General features: G+C 75.0%; 14 protein-coding genes and 1 pseudogene. 7 read left to right on the forward strand and 8 right to left on the reverse strand.

Features of this window, described 5'->3' with window-relative positions:
- From PAI11_RS09735 to PAI11_RS09745, 3 genes are all read right to left on the reverse strand, one after another.
- The coding region (locus PAI11_RS09735; RefSeq protein WP_040599575.1) for a hypothetical protein at positions 1-816 on the reverse strand (816 nt) is incomplete at its 3' end.
- Positions 813-1,445, reverse strand: coding sequence for a hypothetical protein (locus tag PAI11_RS25800; protein ID WP_007573726.1), 633 nt, complete (start codon positions 1,443-1,445; stop codon positions 813-815). The genes PAI11_RS09735 and PAI11_RS25800, both read right to left, overlap by 4 nt.
- Before the next feature lie 56 nt (positions 1,446-1,501).
- The gene (locus tag PAI11_RS09745) at positions 1,502-3,109 is read right to left on the reverse strand and encodes a carboxypeptidase-like regulatory domain-containing protein (RefSeq protein ID WP_007573728.1); all 1,608 of its coding nucleotides are present in this window, start codon (positions 3,107-3,109) and stop codon (positions 1,502-1,504) included.
- Between the two features lie 143 nt (positions 3,110-3,252).
- Between PAI11_RS09745 and PAI11_RS09750 the strand changes: the two genes are divergently transcribed.
- Positions 3,253-3,723 (forward strand): hypothetical protein, encoded by a 471-nt coding sequence (locus PAI11_RS09750; RefSeq protein ID WP_007573732.1) that lies wholly within the window; start codon positions 3,253-3,255, stop codon positions 3,721-3,723.
- A gap of 59 nt (positions 3,724-3,782) precedes the next feature.
- Positions 3,783-4,619, forward strand: a complete 837-nt coding sequence (locus PAI11_RS09755) for a hypothetical protein (RefSeq protein WP_040599577.1) — start codon at positions 3,783-3,785, stop codon at positions 4,617-4,619.
- Here PAI11_RS09755 and PAI11_RS09760 read toward each other — a convergent pair.
- Positions 4,561-6,117 (reverse strand): DUF5715 family protein, encoded by a 1,557-nt coding sequence (locus PAI11_RS09760; protein WP_007573736.1) that lies wholly within the window; start codon positions 6,115-6,117, stop codon positions 4,561-4,563. The genes PAI11_RS09755 and PAI11_RS09760 overlap by 59 nt on opposite strands.
- Positions 6,118-6,303: 186 nt before the next feature.
- Between PAI11_RS09760 and PAI11_RS09765 the strand changes: the two genes are divergently transcribed.
- On the forward strand, positions 6,304-7,215 hold the full coding sequence (locus PAI11_RS09765; RefSeq protein ID WP_007573738.1) for an SGNH/GDSL hydrolase family protein: 912 nt from the start codon (positions 6,304-6,306) through the stop codon (positions 7,213-7,215).
- 159 nt (positions 7,216-7,374) lie between these two features.
- On the opposite strand, the gene PAI11_RS09770 is transcribed toward PAI11_RS09765, so the two are convergent.
- Positions 7,375-7,884, reverse strand: coding sequence for a MarR family winged helix-turn-helix transcriptional regulator (locus tag PAI11_RS09770; RefSeq protein WP_007573741.1), 510 nt, complete (start codon positions 7,882-7,884; stop codon positions 7,375-7,377).
- A 149-nt stretch (positions 7,885-8,033) separates the two neighbouring features.
- On the opposite strand from PAI11_RS09770, the gene PAI11_RS09775 reads away from it, so the two are divergent.
- Entirely contained in the window at positions 8,034-9,830 is a 1,797-nt protein-coding gene (locus tag PAI11_RS09775) for an ABC transporter ATP-binding protein (RefSeq protein WP_007573743.1), read from the forward strand.
- 56 nt (positions 9,831-9,886) lie between these two features.
- On the opposite strand, the gene PAI11_RS09780 is transcribed toward PAI11_RS09775, so the two are convergent.
- Complete coding sequence (locus PAI11_RS09780) at positions 9,887-11,023, reverse strand: sigma-70 family RNA polymerase sigma factor (protein WP_007573745.1); 1,137 nt, start codon at positions 11,021-11,023, stop codon at positions 9,887-9,889.
- Between the two features lie 244 nt (positions 11,024-11,267).
- On the opposite strand from PAI11_RS09780, the gene PAI11_RS09785 reads away from it, so the two are divergent.
- From PAI11_RS09785 to PAI11_RS09795, 3 genes are all read left to right on the forward strand, one after another.
- Positions 11,268-12,542 (forward strand): acetyl-CoA C-acetyltransferase, encoded by a 1,275-nt coding sequence (locus PAI11_RS09785; protein WP_007573747.1) that lies wholly within the window; start codon positions 11,268-11,270, stop codon positions 12,540-12,542.
- 26 nt (positions 12,543-12,568) lie between these two features.
- Entirely contained in the window at positions 12,569-13,984 is a 1,416-nt protein-coding gene (locus tag PAI11_RS09790) for a 3-oxoacyl-ACP reductase (protein ID WP_007573748.1), read from the forward strand.
- A 71-nt stretch (positions 13,985-14,055) separates the two neighbouring features.
- Positions 14,056-14,955: a MaoC/PaaZ C-terminal domain-containing protein gene (locus tag PAI11_RS09795; RefSeq protein ID WP_007573750.1), complete on the forward strand. Its 900-nt coding sequence runs from the start codon at positions 14,056-14,058 to the stop codon at positions 14,953-14,955.
- Positions 14,956-15,001: 46 nt separating this feature from the next.
- On the opposite strand, the gene PAI11_RS09800 is transcribed toward PAI11_RS09795, so the two are convergent.
- Together PAI11_RS09800 and PAI11_RS27020 are read right to left on the reverse strand one after the other, a co-directional pair.
- Positions 15,002-15,592, reverse strand: coding sequence for a 2-hydroxychromene-2-carboxylate isomerase (locus PAI11_RS09800; RefSeq protein WP_007573752.1), 591 nt, complete (start codon positions 15,590-15,592; stop codon positions 15,002-15,004).
- A gap of 33 nt (positions 15,593-15,625) precedes the next feature.
- Positions 15,626-16,878: pseudogene (locus PAI11_RS27020) on the reverse strand (hypothetical protein); the annotation flags it as partial.

Consider the following 16,878-nt stretch of genomic DNA (forward strand, 5'->3'; position numbering starts at 1 on the left):
CGCGCCGCCAGCCGCCACGGCGCCGCCACCGCCGGCGACCGCCACCCCGCCGCCCAGCAGCAGGGCCAGCATCGGGGCCGGGGGCGTCGCCGCGGCCAGGCCGCGCAGCGCCAGGACCCGGCGCCGGCAGGCCGAGCAGTCCTCCAGGTGGCTGGCCGCCAGGCGATAGCGCTCGCCCTCGGGATCGAGGACCCCGAGCGCGTAGGCGCGGATCAGCGAGCCGCGGCTGCGGCACCAGTCGCCCTGGACGTCGCGGACGATCTCGGCGATCTGCTTGGAGACGCGGTCCATGACCTTCTCCATCCGCCGCGGGGAGAGGCCCATGATCTCGGCCGCCTCGGGGCGGCTGCGCTCGTGGAGGTAGCAGAGGGTCGCGGCCTGCAGCTCGCGGCCGCTGAGCCGCTCGCGCATCCCCTCGACCAGCGATCGCAGGCGCCGCTCGTCGTCCAGTCGCCCGTCGACGTCGGGCAGCGGGGCCGGCAGGTCGGGGGTCCCGTCGTCGTCGGCACGCCGGTCGACGTGCAGCGCGCGGTGCTCGTCGATCGCTCGCCGGTGGGCGATCGTCACCAGCAGCGCCGCCCGGTTGTCGACCGCCTGGCCCTCCTCGAGCTTGACGTAGAGCGCGTGCCAGGCCTGGTTGTAGGCCGCGTCGATGTCGCTGTCGTCGAGCTGGATCCCGGCCGAGCGGAGCTTGCCGCGGACGGTGGCGACGACCTCGCCCCGCAGGCTCTCGTACTCGCGCTCGAGGATCGCGTTCGCGTCGTCGTCCCGCGCCCGGCCCTTGGCCGTCGAGATGCGAGGGACGACGGGGCTCATCGCAGACGTAGCTCACAGGCCAGGAGGAACAGCGCGTCGAGCAGGCCGATCGCGGCCGCGAGCTCGCCGGGGACGGCCATCCGGTCGACCGGGAGCGCCTCGAGGGCGGCGATCACGCGGTTGGCGGCGGCACGGGCGGCCTCGGCGGCGCCCGGGTTGGCGGGCAGGCCGGGGACGCCGATCGTGGGATCGACGATCGCCTGGGTCCAGGACGTCGCCTCGTCGTGCCACGGCTGGCGCAGGTAGCCCACGTCGCGGGCGTGGACCTCGAGCGCGCGCCAGACCAGGCGCAGCGCCCCCGCGGCCGCGTGCTGGGCCGCCCGGGCGGCGCCGTCGAGCAGCGGTGCGACGCGGTCGGTCTCGTCGAGCGCGGCGTCGCCGAGCAGGCGGCCGTAGGCCTCCATCCGCTCGGCGGAGAGGGCGACGTCGAGCAGCAGGTCGATCGAGGAGCAGAGCAGGTGGTGGGCGGACTGCGAGCGCTCGGTGGCCGAGTCCTGGCCAGTGGCGTCGATCCCCTGGGCCACGGCCCAGCGGAGCCCGCGCTCGGCTGCGTCGGGACCGAGCGGGGCCAGCAAGGCGAACGGGCCGAGCGCGTCGAGGTCGGTGGAGGGCTGATCGGGAAGGCTCATCTGCCTGGTCGTCGCTGCGATCACCGTCCTTCCCCCCTCCCGATTCGGCTGCGTGCTCAGCGTGGGTCGACCCGGACCAGGGTCTTGGCGCTCGTCTCGGTGGCCCACGGCCAGCCGGAACGGCGCGCGACCGTGGCGCGGAACGAGAAGATCGTCGTGCGGGTGATCTTCGCGAATCGATGGCGCCATTGCCAGCGGCCGTCGGCGTTCGCGGTGGTCCGATCGATCGTGCGCCAGCGGCCGCCGATGATCGTCTGGATCAGGACCCGGGCTCCGCGCGCCGACGGGCCCGCGCCCGAAAGCCGGCCGCTGACGGTCGCGGTCTGGCCCTTGCGCAGGCGCGACGGCTTGGCGGCCAGCCGCAGCGACAGGGCGCTGCGCGCGCGGACGCTGGCGCTGACGGTCGCCGTGCCGCCGACCCGCGGGGCGAAGCCCGCGGTCACCACGTAGGCGCCGTCCGGCAGTCGCGGACCGGAGAAGCGTCCGCGGGCATCGGTCGTGACGGTGCCGATCTCGCTCGTGGTCGGCCGCGCGACCGCGTCGGTGCGACGGCTGAGCGTCAGCCGCGCCCCGACGATCGGGTCGCCGCTCGCCGTCGTCAGCGTCCCGGTCGGACGCCGCGCGCTGGTGGTGATGGTCAGCTTCGGCGTCCGGACCGCCGGCCGGCCGTTGCCGGGGCCGTCGTCGGGCGGCTTCGACCCGCCGCCGACGACGAACGAGACCGGGCCCCACGGCGTGCTGTTGCCGGCGCCGTCGGTGACCGTCCCGCGCACGCCGTGGGTGCCGGCGCTCAGGCCACCGGTGGCGACGGTGAACGTCTGGTCGCTGCGGGCGGCACACGGCTGGGTGCTGGAGTACGGCTGGACGCAGCTGCCGCCGGTGCTCAACGTGGTCGCCGGTCCGCCGTCGACGGAGAGCGTCGTCGACGCGACGCCCGAGCCGGCGTCGCGCGCGATCACCTGCAGCGTCGGCGACCCGCTGACCGTGCCGGGGGCCGTCAGCGATCCCCCGACCGACTCGATCGTCGGCGCCTGCGAGTCGTCGAGGACCACCCGCGAGCGGAAGAGGGTCGCCTCGGCGGCGATCGTCAGCACCGACAGGCAGGCCGCCTGGCGGCAGGCACCGCCGATCGCCAGCCGGCTCAGCGACTGGCCGCTGGCCGCCCGGCGGTTGGCGGCGGCCAGCGGCGTGCCGCCGTCGCCGATCGTGGCGCAGCCCAGCAGGGCGCTGTCGCAGGTCTCGATCGGCCCCGCCGAGCCCTCGACCGCGGCCCGGTAGCCGGGCAGCAGGCCGCCGGTGCGCAGCACCCGCCACAGCTCGTACTCGACGATCGTGGTGCCGGCCGGCGCGTTGAAGGTGTAGGCGGCCGCGGACTGCACGTGCAGCAGGCCGGGCCGCAGGCCGGCGGTCAGGCCGCCGCCCGAGGCGCAGCTGTCGGTGAGGATCGCGTCGCCGGCCGCGAGGCCCTGGCGGCCCGCGGTCCAGGCCCCGCTGGCGATCGCCGTGCCGTCCGGACCGCGGCAGGACCAGACGCTGTAGGGCGCGGCCGAGGCGGTCGACGGGCCGACCATCGCGAGCGCCAGCAGCGTCGCCACCGCCAGCAGCGCGGCGAGCGTTCGGCGGTCCGGGCGCGCCGTGCGGAGGTGACAGGCGGGGGCGTACACGAGTCCACGGATGGTACGGCGGCGGAGCCCGGCGTGGCGCAGGAGCCGTGGCAGCCGCGGCCGAACGTCGCCGAAAACGGCGGGGGGGGGATCGCGGTGGTCGCGCCGACGTCCTCGTGACGCACCTCCCCGACCCCGTCCCGATGATGTCCGCCGTCCCGCTGCACCCCGCCCCCCTCCCCGAGCCGCCGCTGCGTCGCCCCCCGTCCCGGCGCAGCGCGGCTCGGGGGACCTCCGACCGACCGATCGTCCGGCGCCAGCCGGTCGCCCCGCGTCCGGCGCCGACCCGCGACCGCCACGCGCGGAGCGCCTGGGCGTCCGCCGTCGACGCGTGGGCCGCCCTCGTCCTCGCGTCCGCCGGCCTCACCGCGCTGGCGCTGATCGTCGCCCTAGCGCTGGCCCCGGCGACGACGGCGACGGCCACCGTCCTGCTGACCGGCGGCGGCGCGGCGCTGCTGCTCAGCGCGCTCCCGTTCGCGGCCTGGGCGATCTACTGGAGCGCCCGCGGCGTCCCGCTCCGCAGCTCCGGCGGCCGCGTGCTCGTCGGCATCACGGGCGCGACCCTCGCCGCCTGGCTCCCCGTCGTGGCCGCGCTCGGCGCCCGCGCGCTCTAGGCCCGACCCATGTCGTTGCCGATCTCGCCGTCGCCCGTCGCCCGCAGGGAGGCCCGCCGATGAGCCGCTCCTCGGGTGCCCGTCCGCTTCCGCTCGACCGGCCGTCGCCGGTGGCGCGTCGCGGCGCCGGCGGGCGGGACGCGCCGTCGCGGGCCCGCGACTGGTGGATCGTCGACGCCGCGCCGGGGATCGCCGTCGCCGTCGACCTGGTCGACCTCGGCCTGCCCGGCCACCCCCGCTTCGCCGATCTTCGCGACGAGGCGATGATGGACGCCCTCGAGCACCCGTCGACCGCCGCGCTCGAGCTCCACGACGAGGCGGCCGAGGCCTGCTGGGAGGCCGAGACGCGGGTCCGCCGCTTCGCGTCCGGCGTCGGCCAGTGGCCCGAGGCGATCGGCCTGGCCGGGCCCGGCACCGGCGACCGCTGGCCGCCGGTGCTGGCCTTCGGCCCCTACCTGAGGCTGGTCGACGAGCGGCTGCTGGCGGCGCTGCGCGACGCCGGCCTCAGCGCCGGCTGGAACGCGATCAGCGTCCCGCTGTGGGACGGCAGCGGCCGGCTGGTCTCGCGTTTCCAGGCGCTGTCCGTCACCGGCCGCGTCGCCGGCGGCGCGGCGGCCGCCGTCCACGACCCGCATCGCGCGCGGCGTCCGCGGGCCGCCGACGTCTGGGTCGATCCGAGCATCGGTCGTCGCGGTCCGATGCCGGCGCTCGCGCTGATCGTCGACCCGCGCTGGCCGGAGCTGGTCCCGGCGCTCGTGGCCGGTCCGTGGACGGCCGAGACCTTGCGCCGGACCGGCGTGCTCGGCCTCGACCTGCAGGCCGTGCGCGAGGACGGGGTCAGCGTCCCAGCGCCTTCCGCAGCACCGGTCGCAGCTCGCGCGCGGCGGCCTCGCTGAAGGTCACGTGGATCGCCTCGGGCTCGCGCACCCAGGCGATCAGGTCGAGCGCCTGCAGGCGGGTCAGGACCCACTGGAAGGTCCGCGCCTGGTCGGTGCTGCGGTACTGGCGGGCGACGTCGACCGCCCAGCCGGTGGTGTGCTGCGACAGCGCGTCGGTCGCCTGGACGTTCTCGCGGCCCAGCAGCGACTGGTAGCGCGCGTCGCGGACCGTGCTGGTCACGGTCAGCCGCGCCCGTCGGCCGGCGTTCGGGTCGAGCGCGACGACCGCCGCGCCGATCGTCAGCAGCCCGCCCAGCGCCGCCGGTCGCAGCGCCCGGTAGCGCGATCGCGGCTGCCCGAGCCGCCCGGCCAGCTCGCCCATCGCGCCGCTGATCGCCAGGCCGTTGGCGCGCAGCGTCGGCTCCGGCAGCGCCCGCAGGTCGCCGGAGCGCTCGGCGCGGGCGAGGGCGGCGGGGTCGGCGAAGACCGGCGTGCGTCCGGGCGGGTGGAGGACGTCCTCGCTCGAGGCCTTGCGCACCTGCAGCGCGGCTTCGCGCCGCAGCGCCGCGGGATCGCGCCGGAACTGGCGCATCAGCCGCTCGGCGGCGCCGATCCGCCACAGGTACGACGAGGAGTCGTCGCTGAACGAGGCCAGGATCCGTGCCGCCTCCGGCGTCCGCAGCGGATCGGTCCCGAAGTAGAGCTCGACGTAGGGCACGTTGCCGCGGCCGAACGCCTGCAGCGCGTTCTGGAGGTTGCCGATCCCCATGTGGTAGCTGGCGACGGCGAGGTCGTCCCGGCCGCCGAGCCGCTTGCGCGCGATGTCCAGGTAGCGGGCGGTCGCCTCCAGCGCCGCCCGCGGATCGAAGCGCGGATCGACGCGCCGGCGCTCGGCCTCGCGGGCGGCCCGGCGCGTGCCGCCACGGCGGATCTGGCGGGTCAGCGTGCGCGAGCGCGCCAGGTCGATCTTCATCCCCAGCAGGTCGGTCCCGGTGCCGGCGACGATCTGGGTGAAGCCGGCCGCGCCGTCGACGCTGCTGGACGCCATCGCGTCCGGCCGGCCGGCGCTCTCCAGGAAGACGATCGCCTCGAGCAGGTCGGGCCGCTCGCCGGTTCGCTTGGCGACGTCCTCGATCAGCGGCCGGTAGGTCGCGACCCGGGCGGCGGTCAGGAGCGGACCCCCGGGGACCAGGCGGTAGAGCGGGTTGGCGAACCCGGCCTGGGCGCGGCGGGTCAGGGCCGCGGCGTCCTTCGCCGGGTCGGGCCGCAGCACCCGCAGCGCCTCGCGGCCGAGCGCGCTGGTCGAGGCCGGGTCGGCCGGTCGCGCCGCGCGCGGCGGCTGGTCGTCGCCGCCGCACGAGTTCAGCAGCAGGATCACCACGATCAACAGGCCGATCCCGGCGGCGATCAGCGGCAGCGGCAGCTGCTTCGCCTCGGGCAGGCGCGGTCCGTCGGGACGCGGTCCGCCGCTCGCCGGTGCCGCGTCGCCGGAGGTCGTGCGGCGACGCCGGACCATGGGTCGGATCGGCTGATCGGACACCGCCGCATCGTGTCACGTGGCCTGCCGCCCGCGCCGCACCCGGGGCCGCGGCGACGGCCGGGGAGGATTTCCCCGCGGGCACCCGACTCCTGGTAGGAATGCGTGCGTATCTTGGCCGGTCATCCCCCTTCCCGTCCCGGTCGGCCAGAGGAGGAGAAGCACATGTCGTCCCTCGCGAGCGCGCCGGCGATCCGGCGTCGCACGGGCCTGATCGGCCTGATCCTGGCCACGATCGTCCTGCTGCTGGCCGTCGGCTCCGGCCCGGCCCGCGCCGCCGACGGCGAGTACGTCGCCCTCGGCGATTCCTACTCGGCCGGGTCGCTGATCCTGCCGCCGGCGTCCGGCGCGCCGCTGATCTGCGGCCAGTCGGCGCGCAACTACCCGAAGCAGGTCGCCCAGGCGCTGGGCCTGTCGCTGACCGACGTCACCTGCGGCGCTGCCTCGACCGAGCACATGACGTTCCCGCAGTACCCGGGCGTGGCGCCGCAGTTCGACGCGCTGAAGCCGGACACGAAGGTCGTGACGCTCGGCATCGGCGGCAACGACAACCTGCTCTTCGCCAGCGCGATCGTCACCTGCGGCGGGATCGACATCCTCTGGCCGGGCACGCTCTTCGACGTCGGCGCCCCATGCCGCGACTCGATCGGCGCGGTGCACCTGGCCAACGCCGCCGCGATCGAGTCGAAGATCGCCGCCGTCGTCCGCGGCATCCGGGCCCGGTCGCCGCAGGCGAAGATCCTCGTCATCGGCTACCCCGACCTGCTGCCGCAGAGCGGCCGCTGCTACCCGACGCTGCCGCTGACCTCGGGCGACATCGCCTTCCTCGAGCAGCTCACCCGCCGGCTGAACACGTCGGTCCAGAGCGCGGCCGAGGGCAACGGCGCCACCTACGTCGACACCTACGCCCAGAGCATCGGACACGATGCCTGCAAGAGCGCGTCGGTCCGCTGGATCGAGCCGGTGATCCCGGCCTTCAGCAGCGACACCACGATCGTGCCGCTGCACCCGAACGCCGCCGGCATGACCGCGACCGCGGGCGTCGTGAGGAGCGCGTTCCAGGCCGCCGGCTTCTAGCCGCGGCGGAGGCTCCCGGAGCCGTGGCGTCATTTCGCCGCGGCCTCCGGGAGGTGGCGTCAGTTGGTGGCGCTAGGCGGGGCGAATTGACGCCACCTCGTGGTGGTGGCGGTGGATTGACGCCGCGCCCCTGCAGCGAGCGCCGGCCCCACCGACAGCTCAGCAGTTGCGCTGGCACCAGGCGTCGTGCGCCGCCTGGTCGATGATCGTCAGCAGCCGGTGGAGCTCGGCGCGGTCGCCGTCGTCGAGGACCGCGACCAGGTCGTCGCCGGCCTCGTGGCGAGCCCGGCGCAGGGCGGCGCCGCGGGCCAGGCCCTGCTCGGTCAGGTGGACCCGCGTCGAGCGCCGGTCCTGGGGATCGGGGCGGCGCTCGACCAGCCCCTCCTGCTCGAGGCCGTCGACCAGGGTGGTGACCGAGCGGGGGACGATCCGCAGCCGCTCGGCCAGCTCGACCATCCGCAGCGGCTCGTCGCTGCGCATCAGGACGCCGAGCGCGCGGGCCGACGAGGGCGTCATCCCGAGCGGGGCCAGGCGGTCGCGGGTGCGGCCGTGGGTCCAGCGGGCGACGCGATTGATCAGCTCGCCGGCGGACGGCTGGGCGCCCTCGTGCTCGGACTCGCGATCGCGGGTCGCGTCGGACCGAGGGGGCGCCGGGGTGGGAGCGGACACGGTCCCCGGAGTATAGCCGGTCTTGCACATTATGAGCTTGACTCCGTATCTGCTAGATTGCTGAGGAACACTCAGTACTTGAACCGCCGCCCGCGGCTCCCGCGCCCTCACCGCCGGAGCCGCCCCGATGGGCGGCCAGGAGGTCGCCGATGTCCCCGTCACCGAGCACCAGCCCCAAGGAGTCCGTCGACCTGCGGCGGATCGTCCGGCTCTTCCGCCCCTACCGCGGCCGGATCGGCGTCGTCGCGGGCCTGATCTTCGTCTCGGCCGTCCTCGGCCTGGCGCAGCCACTGCTGATCCGCGAGATCGTCGACGTCGCGCTGCCCGACCGCGACACGACGCTGCTGAGCCTGCTCGTGCTCGGGATGATCGGCGCCGCGGTCTTCGGCGCCGCCCTCGACGTCGGGCAGACCTGGCTCTCCAACACGATCGGCCAGCGGGTCATGCACGACCTGCGGACCGCGGTCTACGGCCACCTCCAGCGGCTCTCGCTGGCCTTCTTCACCCGCACCCGCAGCGGCGAGGTCCAGTCCCGGATCTCCAACGACATCGGCGGCATGCAGGGGGTCGTGACCTCGACCGTCACCAGCCTCGTGTCGGCCTTCACCACCGTCCTCGCGACCCTGACCGCGATGATCGTGCTCGACTGGCGGCTGGCGCTGGCGACGCTGGTCGTGGTCCCGTTCTTCGTCTGGCTCAGCCGCACCGTCGGCAAGGCGCGGCGCAAGATCGTCACCCAGCGCCAGCGGCGGCTGGCCGACATGTCGGCGATCGTCGAGGAGTCGCTGTCGATCAGCGGGATCGTCCTCAGCCGCACGATGGGCCGCGGGCCCGACCTGGTCGAGCGCTTCTCCGACTCCTCCGACGCGGTCGCCGACCTCGAGGTCCGCTCCGCGATGGCCGGCCGCTGGCGGATGGCCACGGTCCAGATCGCGTTCGCGGCGATGCCCGCGCTGGCCTACTGGATCGCCGGCTGGACGACGGCCCACGGCAGCGGCCTGGTCACGATCGGCACCCTGGTCGCCTTCACCACCCTCCAGACCCGGCTGCTGATGCCGATGGTCACGCTGCTGCGGCTGGGCGTCGAGGTCCAGACCTCGCTGGCGCTCTTCACCCGCGTCTTCGAGTACCTCGACACCGAGGTCGACGTCCGCGAGCCCGAGCACCCGACGCACGTGGACCCGGCGACGGCCCGCGGCGAGGTCCGCTTCGACCAGGTCTCGTTCGGCTACGACCCGCGGTCCGGCCGGACGCTCGACGGCATCGACCTGCGGATCCCCGCCGGCGCCACGCTGGCGATCGTCGGCGAGACCGGCTCCGGCAAGACGACGATGGGCTACCTCGCCGCCCGGATGTACGACGTGGACGAGGGCGCGGTCACGATCGACGGGGTCGACGTCCGCCAGCTCTCGGCCGCCGACCGCGCCGGGCTGGTCGGCGTCGTCGCCCAGGAGACCTACCTGCTGCACGCCTCGGTCGCCGAGAACCTGCGCTTCGCCAAGCCCGACGCGACCGACGAGGAGCTGGAGCAGGCGGCTCGCTCGGCCCAGATCCACGAGCTGATCGCGGGCCTCCCGGACGGCTACGAGACGGTCGTCGGCGAGCGTGGCTACCGCTTCTCGGGCGGCGAGAAGCAGCGGCTGGCGATCGCCCGCGCGATGCTCCGCAACCCGCCGGTGCTGATCCTCGACGAGGCGACCAGCGCGCTCGACACCCGCACCGAGCACGCGGTCCAGGAGGCGCTGGAGCGGCTCTCCGAGGACCGCACGACGATCGCGATCGCGCACCGGCTCTCGACCGTCCGCGACGCCGACGAGATCGTGGTCCTCGACCACGGCCGGATCGTCGAGCAGGGCACGCACGAGCAGCTGCTGGCCCGCGACGGCCACTACGCCGCGCTGCTGGCCCGCGACGAGCGCGACGAGACGCTCGAGCTGGCCGCCTGACCGGCGGGCGCCCCGGGCCGCGCCCTGCAGCGGGCTCGGGCTCGGGGTCCGTCGCGTCAGTCGAGGGTCAGCGGCAGCCCGAAGCGCTCGAACAGCGCGATGCTCGGGCCGTGCTGGGCGGTGTGGTCGGGGAAGCGCAGGAACGACTCCTCGTCCGGCAGGTCGATCGAGCGGGTGATGAACGCCGTCACGCCGGCGATCCGCGGCCGGCCCTGCTCGTCGTGCTCGCCGAGCGTCAGCACGTCGATGCAGAACGGCAGGAAGCGGCCCTGCTCGCCGTCCCACGTGTAGCAGCCGACCGCCAGCTGCCCGTTGGCCCGCGTCGGCACGTGGCGCCAGCGCCACTCGCCCGACATCGGCCCGCCCTCCAGGAAGACCCGGACCTGCTCCAGGCCGGGACCGAACCAGCTGGCCAGCGGCGGCATCGACCAGGTCGCGTCCTCGCTCAGCATCGCGACGACGCGCTCGACGTCGCCGGCCTGCATCGCGTCCATGTAGCGCTCGACGACCGCCCGCAGCTCGTCGTCGCCGAGCGTCCGCAGCGTCGCCTGCTGGCTCTGCGCCGGCAGCTTGGCGTCGATCGTCGCTCGCGCCCGCTGCAGCGCGCTGTTGACCGAGGCGACGCTCGTCTCCAGCGTGTCGGCGACCTCCTTGGCGGAGAACCCGAGCACCTCGCGCATGATCAGGACCGCGCGCTGGCTGGCCGGCAGGTGCTGGAGCGCGGCGATGAAGGCCAGCTCCAGGCTCTCGCGCTGCTCGTAGCGGGCGGCCGGGGCGCTGGCGCCGGCGCCGATCCCCAGCTGCTCGTCGGGGTAGGGCTCGACCCAGACCGACTCGACCAGCGGCTGCCCGGCGCCGACGTGGGCCTCGGTCGCGGGGCCGTAGTCCATCGGCAGCACCCGCTTGGGCCGCTTGGCGATCTCGTCGAGGCAGGTGTTGGTGGCGATCTTGTAGAGCCAGGAGCGCGGCGAGCTGCGGCCCTCGAACCGCTCCAGCCCCTTCCACGCCCGCAGCATCGCGTCCTGGAGCGCGTCCTCGGCGTCGTGGACCGAGCCGAGCATCCGGTAGCAGTGGGCGTGCAGCTCGCGGCGGTGGGACTCGACCAGGTCGCGGTAGGCGCCCTCGTCGCCCCCGCGGGCGGCCGTCAGCAGGCGCTGGGCGTGCGCGTCGGAGATCGCCGATGCGGTGCTCATCGATGCTCAGCCTAGCCTCGCGCACCGCGTCCGGCCACGGGATCGCCGCGGGATCGCGCGGCGCCGTCGCACGGCGATCACCGCGACGCAACGGCGGCAGGCGCTCGGCGTGTCACGGTGTCGCTGGCGCCCCGCTCGCGATCGGGGCGTCCGGACCCCCGTCACGCTGCGGTCTCGCGACCCTCGCTACCCTTTGTCCCCTGCCGTCGATACCGCCGGTAGGAATCTTCCCCGGAGACGCCCAATGACCAGCCCGCGCCGCGTCGCCATCCTCGGCGGCAACCGCATTCCCTTCGCCCGCTCGAACGCGCAGTACTCGAGCGTCAGCAACAGCGACATGCTCGCCGCCGCCCTCGACGGCCTGATCGAGCGCTACGGCCTCGAGGGCCAGCACCTCGGCGAGTTCGCCGCCGGCGCCGTGGTCAAGCTCGCCCGCGACATCAACCTCACGCGCGAGGTCGTCCTCGGCTCGAAGCTCGCCCCGTCGACCGCGGCCGTCGACATCGGCCAGGCCTGCGGCACCGGCCTGCAGGCGGTCAACTACATCGGCAACAAGATCGCCCTCGGGCAGATCGACGTCGGCATCGCCGGCGGCGCCGACACGACCTCCGACCCGCCGATCGCGCTCGGCGACAAGCTCCGCGCCAAGCTGGTCAAGGTCAACAACGCGCGCTCCAACGCCGACCGCGTCAAGGCGCTGTTGGCGATCCGCCCGACCGACATCTCGCTCGACTTCCCGGTCAACGCCGAGCCGCGGACCGGCAAGTCGATGGGCGCCCACCAGGCGATCACCGCCAAGGAGTGGGGCATCACCCGCGAGGCCCAGGACGAGCTGACCGTCGCCTCGCACCACAACCTGGCGGCCGCCTACGACCGCGGGTTCATGGACGACCTGATCACGCCGTACCTCGGCCTCGAGCGCGACGGCAACCTGCGCGCCGACTCGAGCCTCGAGAAGCTGGCGAAGCTGAAGCCGGTCTTCGGCGGCCCCCAGGGCACGATGACCGCCGGCAACTCGACGCCGCTCTCCGACGGCGCCTCGACGGTGCTGCTGGCCAGCGAGGAGTGGGCCAAGGAGCACGGCCACGAGCCGCTCGCCTACCTGGTCGACGTCCAGACCTCGGCCGTCGGCTACGTCGGCGGCGAGGAGGGCCTGCTGATGGCGCCCGCCTACGCGGTCCCGGCGCTGCTCGACCGCAACGGCCTGAAGCTGCAGGACTTCGACTTCTACGAGATCCACGAGGCGTTCGCCGCCCAGGTCCTGTCGACGCTGAAGGCCTGGGAGGACCCGACCTTCTGCAAGCAGAAGCTCGGCCGCGACGAGCCGCTCGGCTCGATCGACCGCAGCAAGCTGAACGTCAACGGCGGCTCGCTCGCGGCGGCGCACCCGTTCGCCGCGACCGGCGGCCGGATCGTCCCGGCGCTCGCCAAGGCGCTCAAGGAGAAGGGCTCGGGCCGCGGCCTGATCTCGATCTGCGCCGCCGGCGGCCAGGGCGTCGTCGCGATCGTCGAGCGCTGAGCCGGAACGCGAGAAGGAGACCAGAGATGTCCGACCGCTACCAGCAGTTCGTCAACAGCTTCCTCGGCAAGCAGATCGCCCCCCGGGTCGGCCTGCCGCAGCCGCCGTTCCTCAAGCGCCACCGTCCGGGCGCCCCGGTCGTCGACGGCCCGGTGCTGCTCGGCCAGGCCGACGGCGGGCGCCTCGGCCCGGCCGTCTCGCGGGTCCTCGCCGTGATCGGCGCCGAGACCTGGACCGCCGAGGGCCCGCTGCGCGACGGCGCCGCCGAGGCCGGCCTGTCGCCGAAGATCTGGAGCGGCGCCACCGGCGGCGACCAGAGGTTCCAGGCGCTGGTCTTCGACGCGACCGGGATCTCGTCGGCCGCCGAGCTGGCCCAGCTGCACGCCTTCTTCCAGCCGGTCGCGCGGCGGGTCCGCCCGTCCGGTCGCGTCGTCGTCCTGGGGACCACGCCCGAGCTGGTCCCCGGCACCGGCGCGGCCAAGGCCTCGGCCCGGGTCGCCCAGCGCGCGCTCGAGGGCTTCACGCGCTCGCTCGGCAAGGAGATCGGCAAGGGCTCGACCGTCCAGCTCGTCTACGTCGCCCCCGACGCCGACGACCAGATCGAGTCGACGCTGCGGTTCCTGCTCTCGCCGAAGTCCGCCTTCGTCTCCGGCCAGGTCGTCCGGATCAGCCAGAGCGGCCGCAAGCCGGACCTCAACTGGACCGAGCCGCTGAAGGGCAAGGTCGCGCTGGTGACCGGCGCCTCGCGCGGGATCGGCGAGGCGATCGCCGAGACGCTGGCCCGCGACGGCGCCCACGTCGTCGGCCTCGACATCGAGCCGCTGGCCGACGACCTGAAGAAGGTCACCGATCGCATCGGCGGCTCGGCGATCACCTTCGACGTGACGGCGCAGGACGCCCCGGCCGAGCTGGCCGCGAAGCTGAAGGCCGACCACGGCGGGGTCGACATCGTCGTCCACAACGCCGGCATCACCCGCGACAAGCTGCTCGCGAACATGAAGCCCGAGGTCTGGGCCCAGGTGATCGCGGTCAACCTCGAGGCGCCCGAGCGGATCACCCGCGAACTGCTGAAGCAGAAGGCGATCAACCCCGAGGGCCGGATCATCGGCGTCGCCTCGATCGCCGGCGTCGCGGGCAACCGCGGCCAGACCAACTACGGCACGTCGAAGGCCGGCGTGATCGGCTTCGTCGACGCCTTCGCGGCCGAGGTCGCCAAGCAGCAGCTGACGATCAACGCGGTCGCGCCGGGCTTCATCGAGACCAAGATGACCGCCGCGATCCCGCTGACGATCCGCGAGGCCGGCCGGCGGATGTCGTCGCTCGGCCAGGGCGGCCTGCCGATCGACGTCGCCGAGACGATCGCCTGGTACGCCAGCCCCGGCTCGGCCGGCGTCAACGGCAACACGGTCCGCGTCTGCGGCCAGAGCCTGATCGGCGCCTAGCCCCGATCAGCGAACGTCCCGGCGGCCGCGCGTCGCCGGGACCGCCCACCCCTCCAGCAGGACGAGACCAGATGACCACCACCCGCCAGCTCTCCTCGGCCCCCGGCACCCTGGGGCTCTACGGGCGCGCCGCCCTGCCGATGATCCCCGGGGCGTCGCGGCTGCCGTTCGTGGCCGGCTCGGCGTCGGCCCTGCCGGACCTGACGCTGACGCTGCCCGAGGTCCGGGTCGACGTCGCCAAGCTCCAGGCCTACGCCAAGGTCTGCGGCTTCTCGCTCCGCAACGACCTGCCGGTGACCTACCCGTTCGTCCTCGGGTTCCCGCTGCACATGGCGCTGATGACCGACGGGAGCTTCCCGTTCCCGGCGATCGGCCTCGTCCACATGCACAACCGGATCGTCCAGCACCGCCCGATCTCGATCGGCGAGACGCTCTCGGTGGCGGTCCGGGCCGACAACCTCCAGCCGCACCCGAAGGGCCGCACCTTCGAGCTGACGACCACCGTCCGCGCGGGCGACGAGCTGGTCTGGGAGGACGTCGCCGCGATCTTCCGCGCCGGGTCCGGGAAGGGTCCCGCGCCGGAGGGCAGCGAGGACCCGACGGCCGGCGTCGGCGCGCTGCGGATCGCCCCGACCGAGGAGTGGCGCCTGGCGGGCAACCTCGGCCGCCGCTACGGCTTCGTCGCGGGTGACGTCAACCCGATCCACCTGCACCCGCTGAGCGCCAAGCTGCTCGGCTTCCCGCGGGCGATCGCCCACGGCATGTGGACCAAGGCCCGCTCGCTGGCGGCGCTCCAGGACCGGCTGCCGGACGCCTACGCGGTCGACGTCCGCTTCCAGCGCCCGGTGCTGCTGCCGACCACGGTCGCCTTCGGCAGCACCGAGACCGACGGCGGCGGGCTGGCGTTCGTGCTGCAGAGCGCGTCGGCCAAGGCGACGCCGCACCTGCGCGGCGTGGTCGCGCCGGCCTGAGCCCGTCGACCGATCGCCCGGGGCCGAGCGGTTCGGCGCCGGGCGGTCAGCCCGCGCGGAGGATCGCCGCCGCGTCCTCCAGCCGGTCGTCGCCCCACAGCCGGAAGGGGCCGATCGCGACCGTCGGGACGCCGAAGACGCCCTCGGCGAGCGCCGCGTCGGTCGTCGCGCGCAGCCGCTGCTTGACCGGGTCCGAGGCGGCGCCGGCCAGGCCGGCGCCGGGGTCGAAGCCCGCCGCGTCGAGCGCCGCGGCGACGTTCCCGGGGTCGCTCAGCGGCCGCCCCTCGGCGAACTGGATCCGCATCGCCTCCCGGGCGTAGCGGCGGGCGCCGTCGTCGGGATCCTGGACGTCGGCCCAGGTCGCGGTGCGCATCGCCAGCAGGCCGTCGTTCGGCCACGGGTCCGGCCACCGCAGCGGCGGCAGCCCCAAGGCCGCGGCGCGCCGCTCGATCTCGCCGATCCCGCCGGCGCGGTCGCCGACCTGCGCCCACGACGCGCGGCCGGTGGCGCGGAAGATCCCGCCCAGCAGCACCGGGACCCAGGTCACCGGGCCCAGCAGCGACTCGATCCGGGCGCCGGCGAGGTACGCGTAGGGCGATCCGACGTCGAGGAAGAAGCGAGGACGCGTGTCCGGCACGCGCCGATCCTAGTCGCGACGGCCCGGCGATCCTCAGCTGCCGCCGCCGACGAGGTTCTTCAGGATCTCGCCGAGCCCGCCCCCGCGGTCGCCGCCGCCCCCGGTGATCGCCGCGCCCGCCAGCTCGAACGGCGAGCGCGGGTCGTGGCCGTGCTCGCGCTGGTACTGCGCGGCCAGCTTCGGATCGCCGATCGCCAGCGCCAGCTCCTCGCGCGAGGAGCCCCACTTGCAGGCCGCGCCGTCGAGGCCGAGCAGCGCGGTGTCCTGGAGCGCCCCGCCGAGGCCACCGGTGCTCGGCAGGTCCCGGCGCTCGCAGGGGTTGGCGATCGCCACCTGGGGCGGGGCCGCCGCACGGGACATCAGCGCCTGGCCGCCGGCCGCCGCCAGGCCCAGCGCGCAGACCGCCAGCGCCAGGCTCGGGTGGCGCGTCACCGGCGGGATCGTCAGCAGCGCGGCCAGCAGGGCCAGGACCCCGGTGATCAGGAACGCCGGCCGGAACGCCCGGTTGACGGCGGCGATCAGCGTCTCGTCGGCACGGTCGGTGAGGTCGGCGTAGACGGCCGCCTGCTCGGCGTCGCCGGCGAACCGCTGGGCCTGGCCGTCGAGCGCGCTCTTGAGCTTCCCGCGTGGATCCTCGGCGTCGATCTCGCCGAGCGCGGGGCCGACCGACTCGAGCTTCGGCTGCGGCGGCAGCTTGGCGTCGAGCACCAGCGCGACGACCTGCTCGCGGGTGCGGTCGATCGTGCGGTCGAGCTGGGCAGCGGTCACCGGCGCCAGGATCAGCAGCGCGACGGTGATCCCGACGTGGCGCAACGACAGCAGCCGCGCGGCGTCGCGGGCGGAGCGCTCGGGCAGCAGCTCGCCGGCGAGTGCCGGCAGCGCCATCCCCATCCCGACGCCGGAGAGCAGCTGGGGGACGACGACCCATCCCGGTCCGACCGTCGGCAGCGTCGCGAGCGCCAGGACGCCGGCGCCGACCAGCCCCGCGCCGGCGCAGGCGCGGACCCACGGATCGCCGCCGATGCGGGCGCCGGCGAGCGCCGCCAGCGGCAGGATCGTGACGGCGACCGCGGCCCGCAACGGCTGCACCGCCCAGCCCGACACCAGCAGCAGGACGAGCAGGAAGACCACGGCGCTGAGCGCCGCCGACAGCAGCGCCAGCGCGATCGCGACCCGGATCCGCGGCCCGCGCGGCAACGTCGCCGCGGGATCGGCGGGGCGGTCGGGGGCGGTGATCGGGGCCTGGACGCCGGCGGCCGGCGCCGCCGCGGGGACGGCGCCGGGCC

The organism is Patulibacter medicamentivorans (assembly GCF_000240225.1).
Classification (GTDB): domain Bacteria; phylum Actinomycetota; class Thermoleophilia; order Solirubrobacterales; family Solirubrobacteraceae; genus Patulibacter; species Patulibacter medicamentivorans.

Coding starts and splice junctions, on each gene's coding strand:
- PAI11_RS09765 (WP_007573738.1), top strand. CDS start 6,304: ATGTCGTCCCTCGCGAGCGCGCCGGCGATCCGGCGTCGCACGGGCCTG.
- PAI11_RS09755 (WP_040599577.1), top strand. CDS start 3,783: ATGAGCCGCTCCTCGGGTGCCCGTCCGCTTCCGCTCGACCGGCCGTCG.
- PAI11_RS09795 (WP_007573750.1), top strand. CDS start 14,056: ATGACCACCACCCGCCAGCTCTCCTCGGCCCCCGGCACCCTGGGGCTC.
- PAI11_RS09750 (WP_007573732.1), top strand. CDS start 3,253: ATGATGTCCGCCGTCCCGCTGCACCCCGCCCCCCTCCCCGAGCCGCCG.
- PAI11_RS09760 (WP_007573736.1), bottom strand. CDS start 6,117: ATGGTCCGGCGTCGCCGCACGACCTCCGGCGACGCGGCACCGGCGAGC.
- PAI11_RS09790 (WP_007573748.1), top strand. CDS start 12,569: ATGTCCGACCGCTACCAGCAGTTCGTCAACAGCTTCCTCGGCAAGCAG.
- PAI11_RS25800 (WP_007573726.1), bottom strand. CDS start 1,445: ATGAGCCTTCCCGATCAGCCCTCCACCGACCTCGACGCGCTCGGCCCG.
- PAI11_RS09780 (WP_007573745.1), bottom strand. CDS start 11,023: ATGAGCACCGCATCGGCGATCTCCGACGCGCACGCCCAGCGCCTGCTG.
- PAI11_RS09775 (WP_007573743.1), top strand. CDS start 8,034: ATGTCCCCGTCACCGAGCACCAGCCCCAAGGAGTCCGTCGACCTGCGG.
- PAI11_RS09785 (WP_007573747.1), top strand. CDS start 11,268: ATGACCAGCCCGCGCCGCGTCGCCATCCTCGGCGGCAACCGCATTCCC.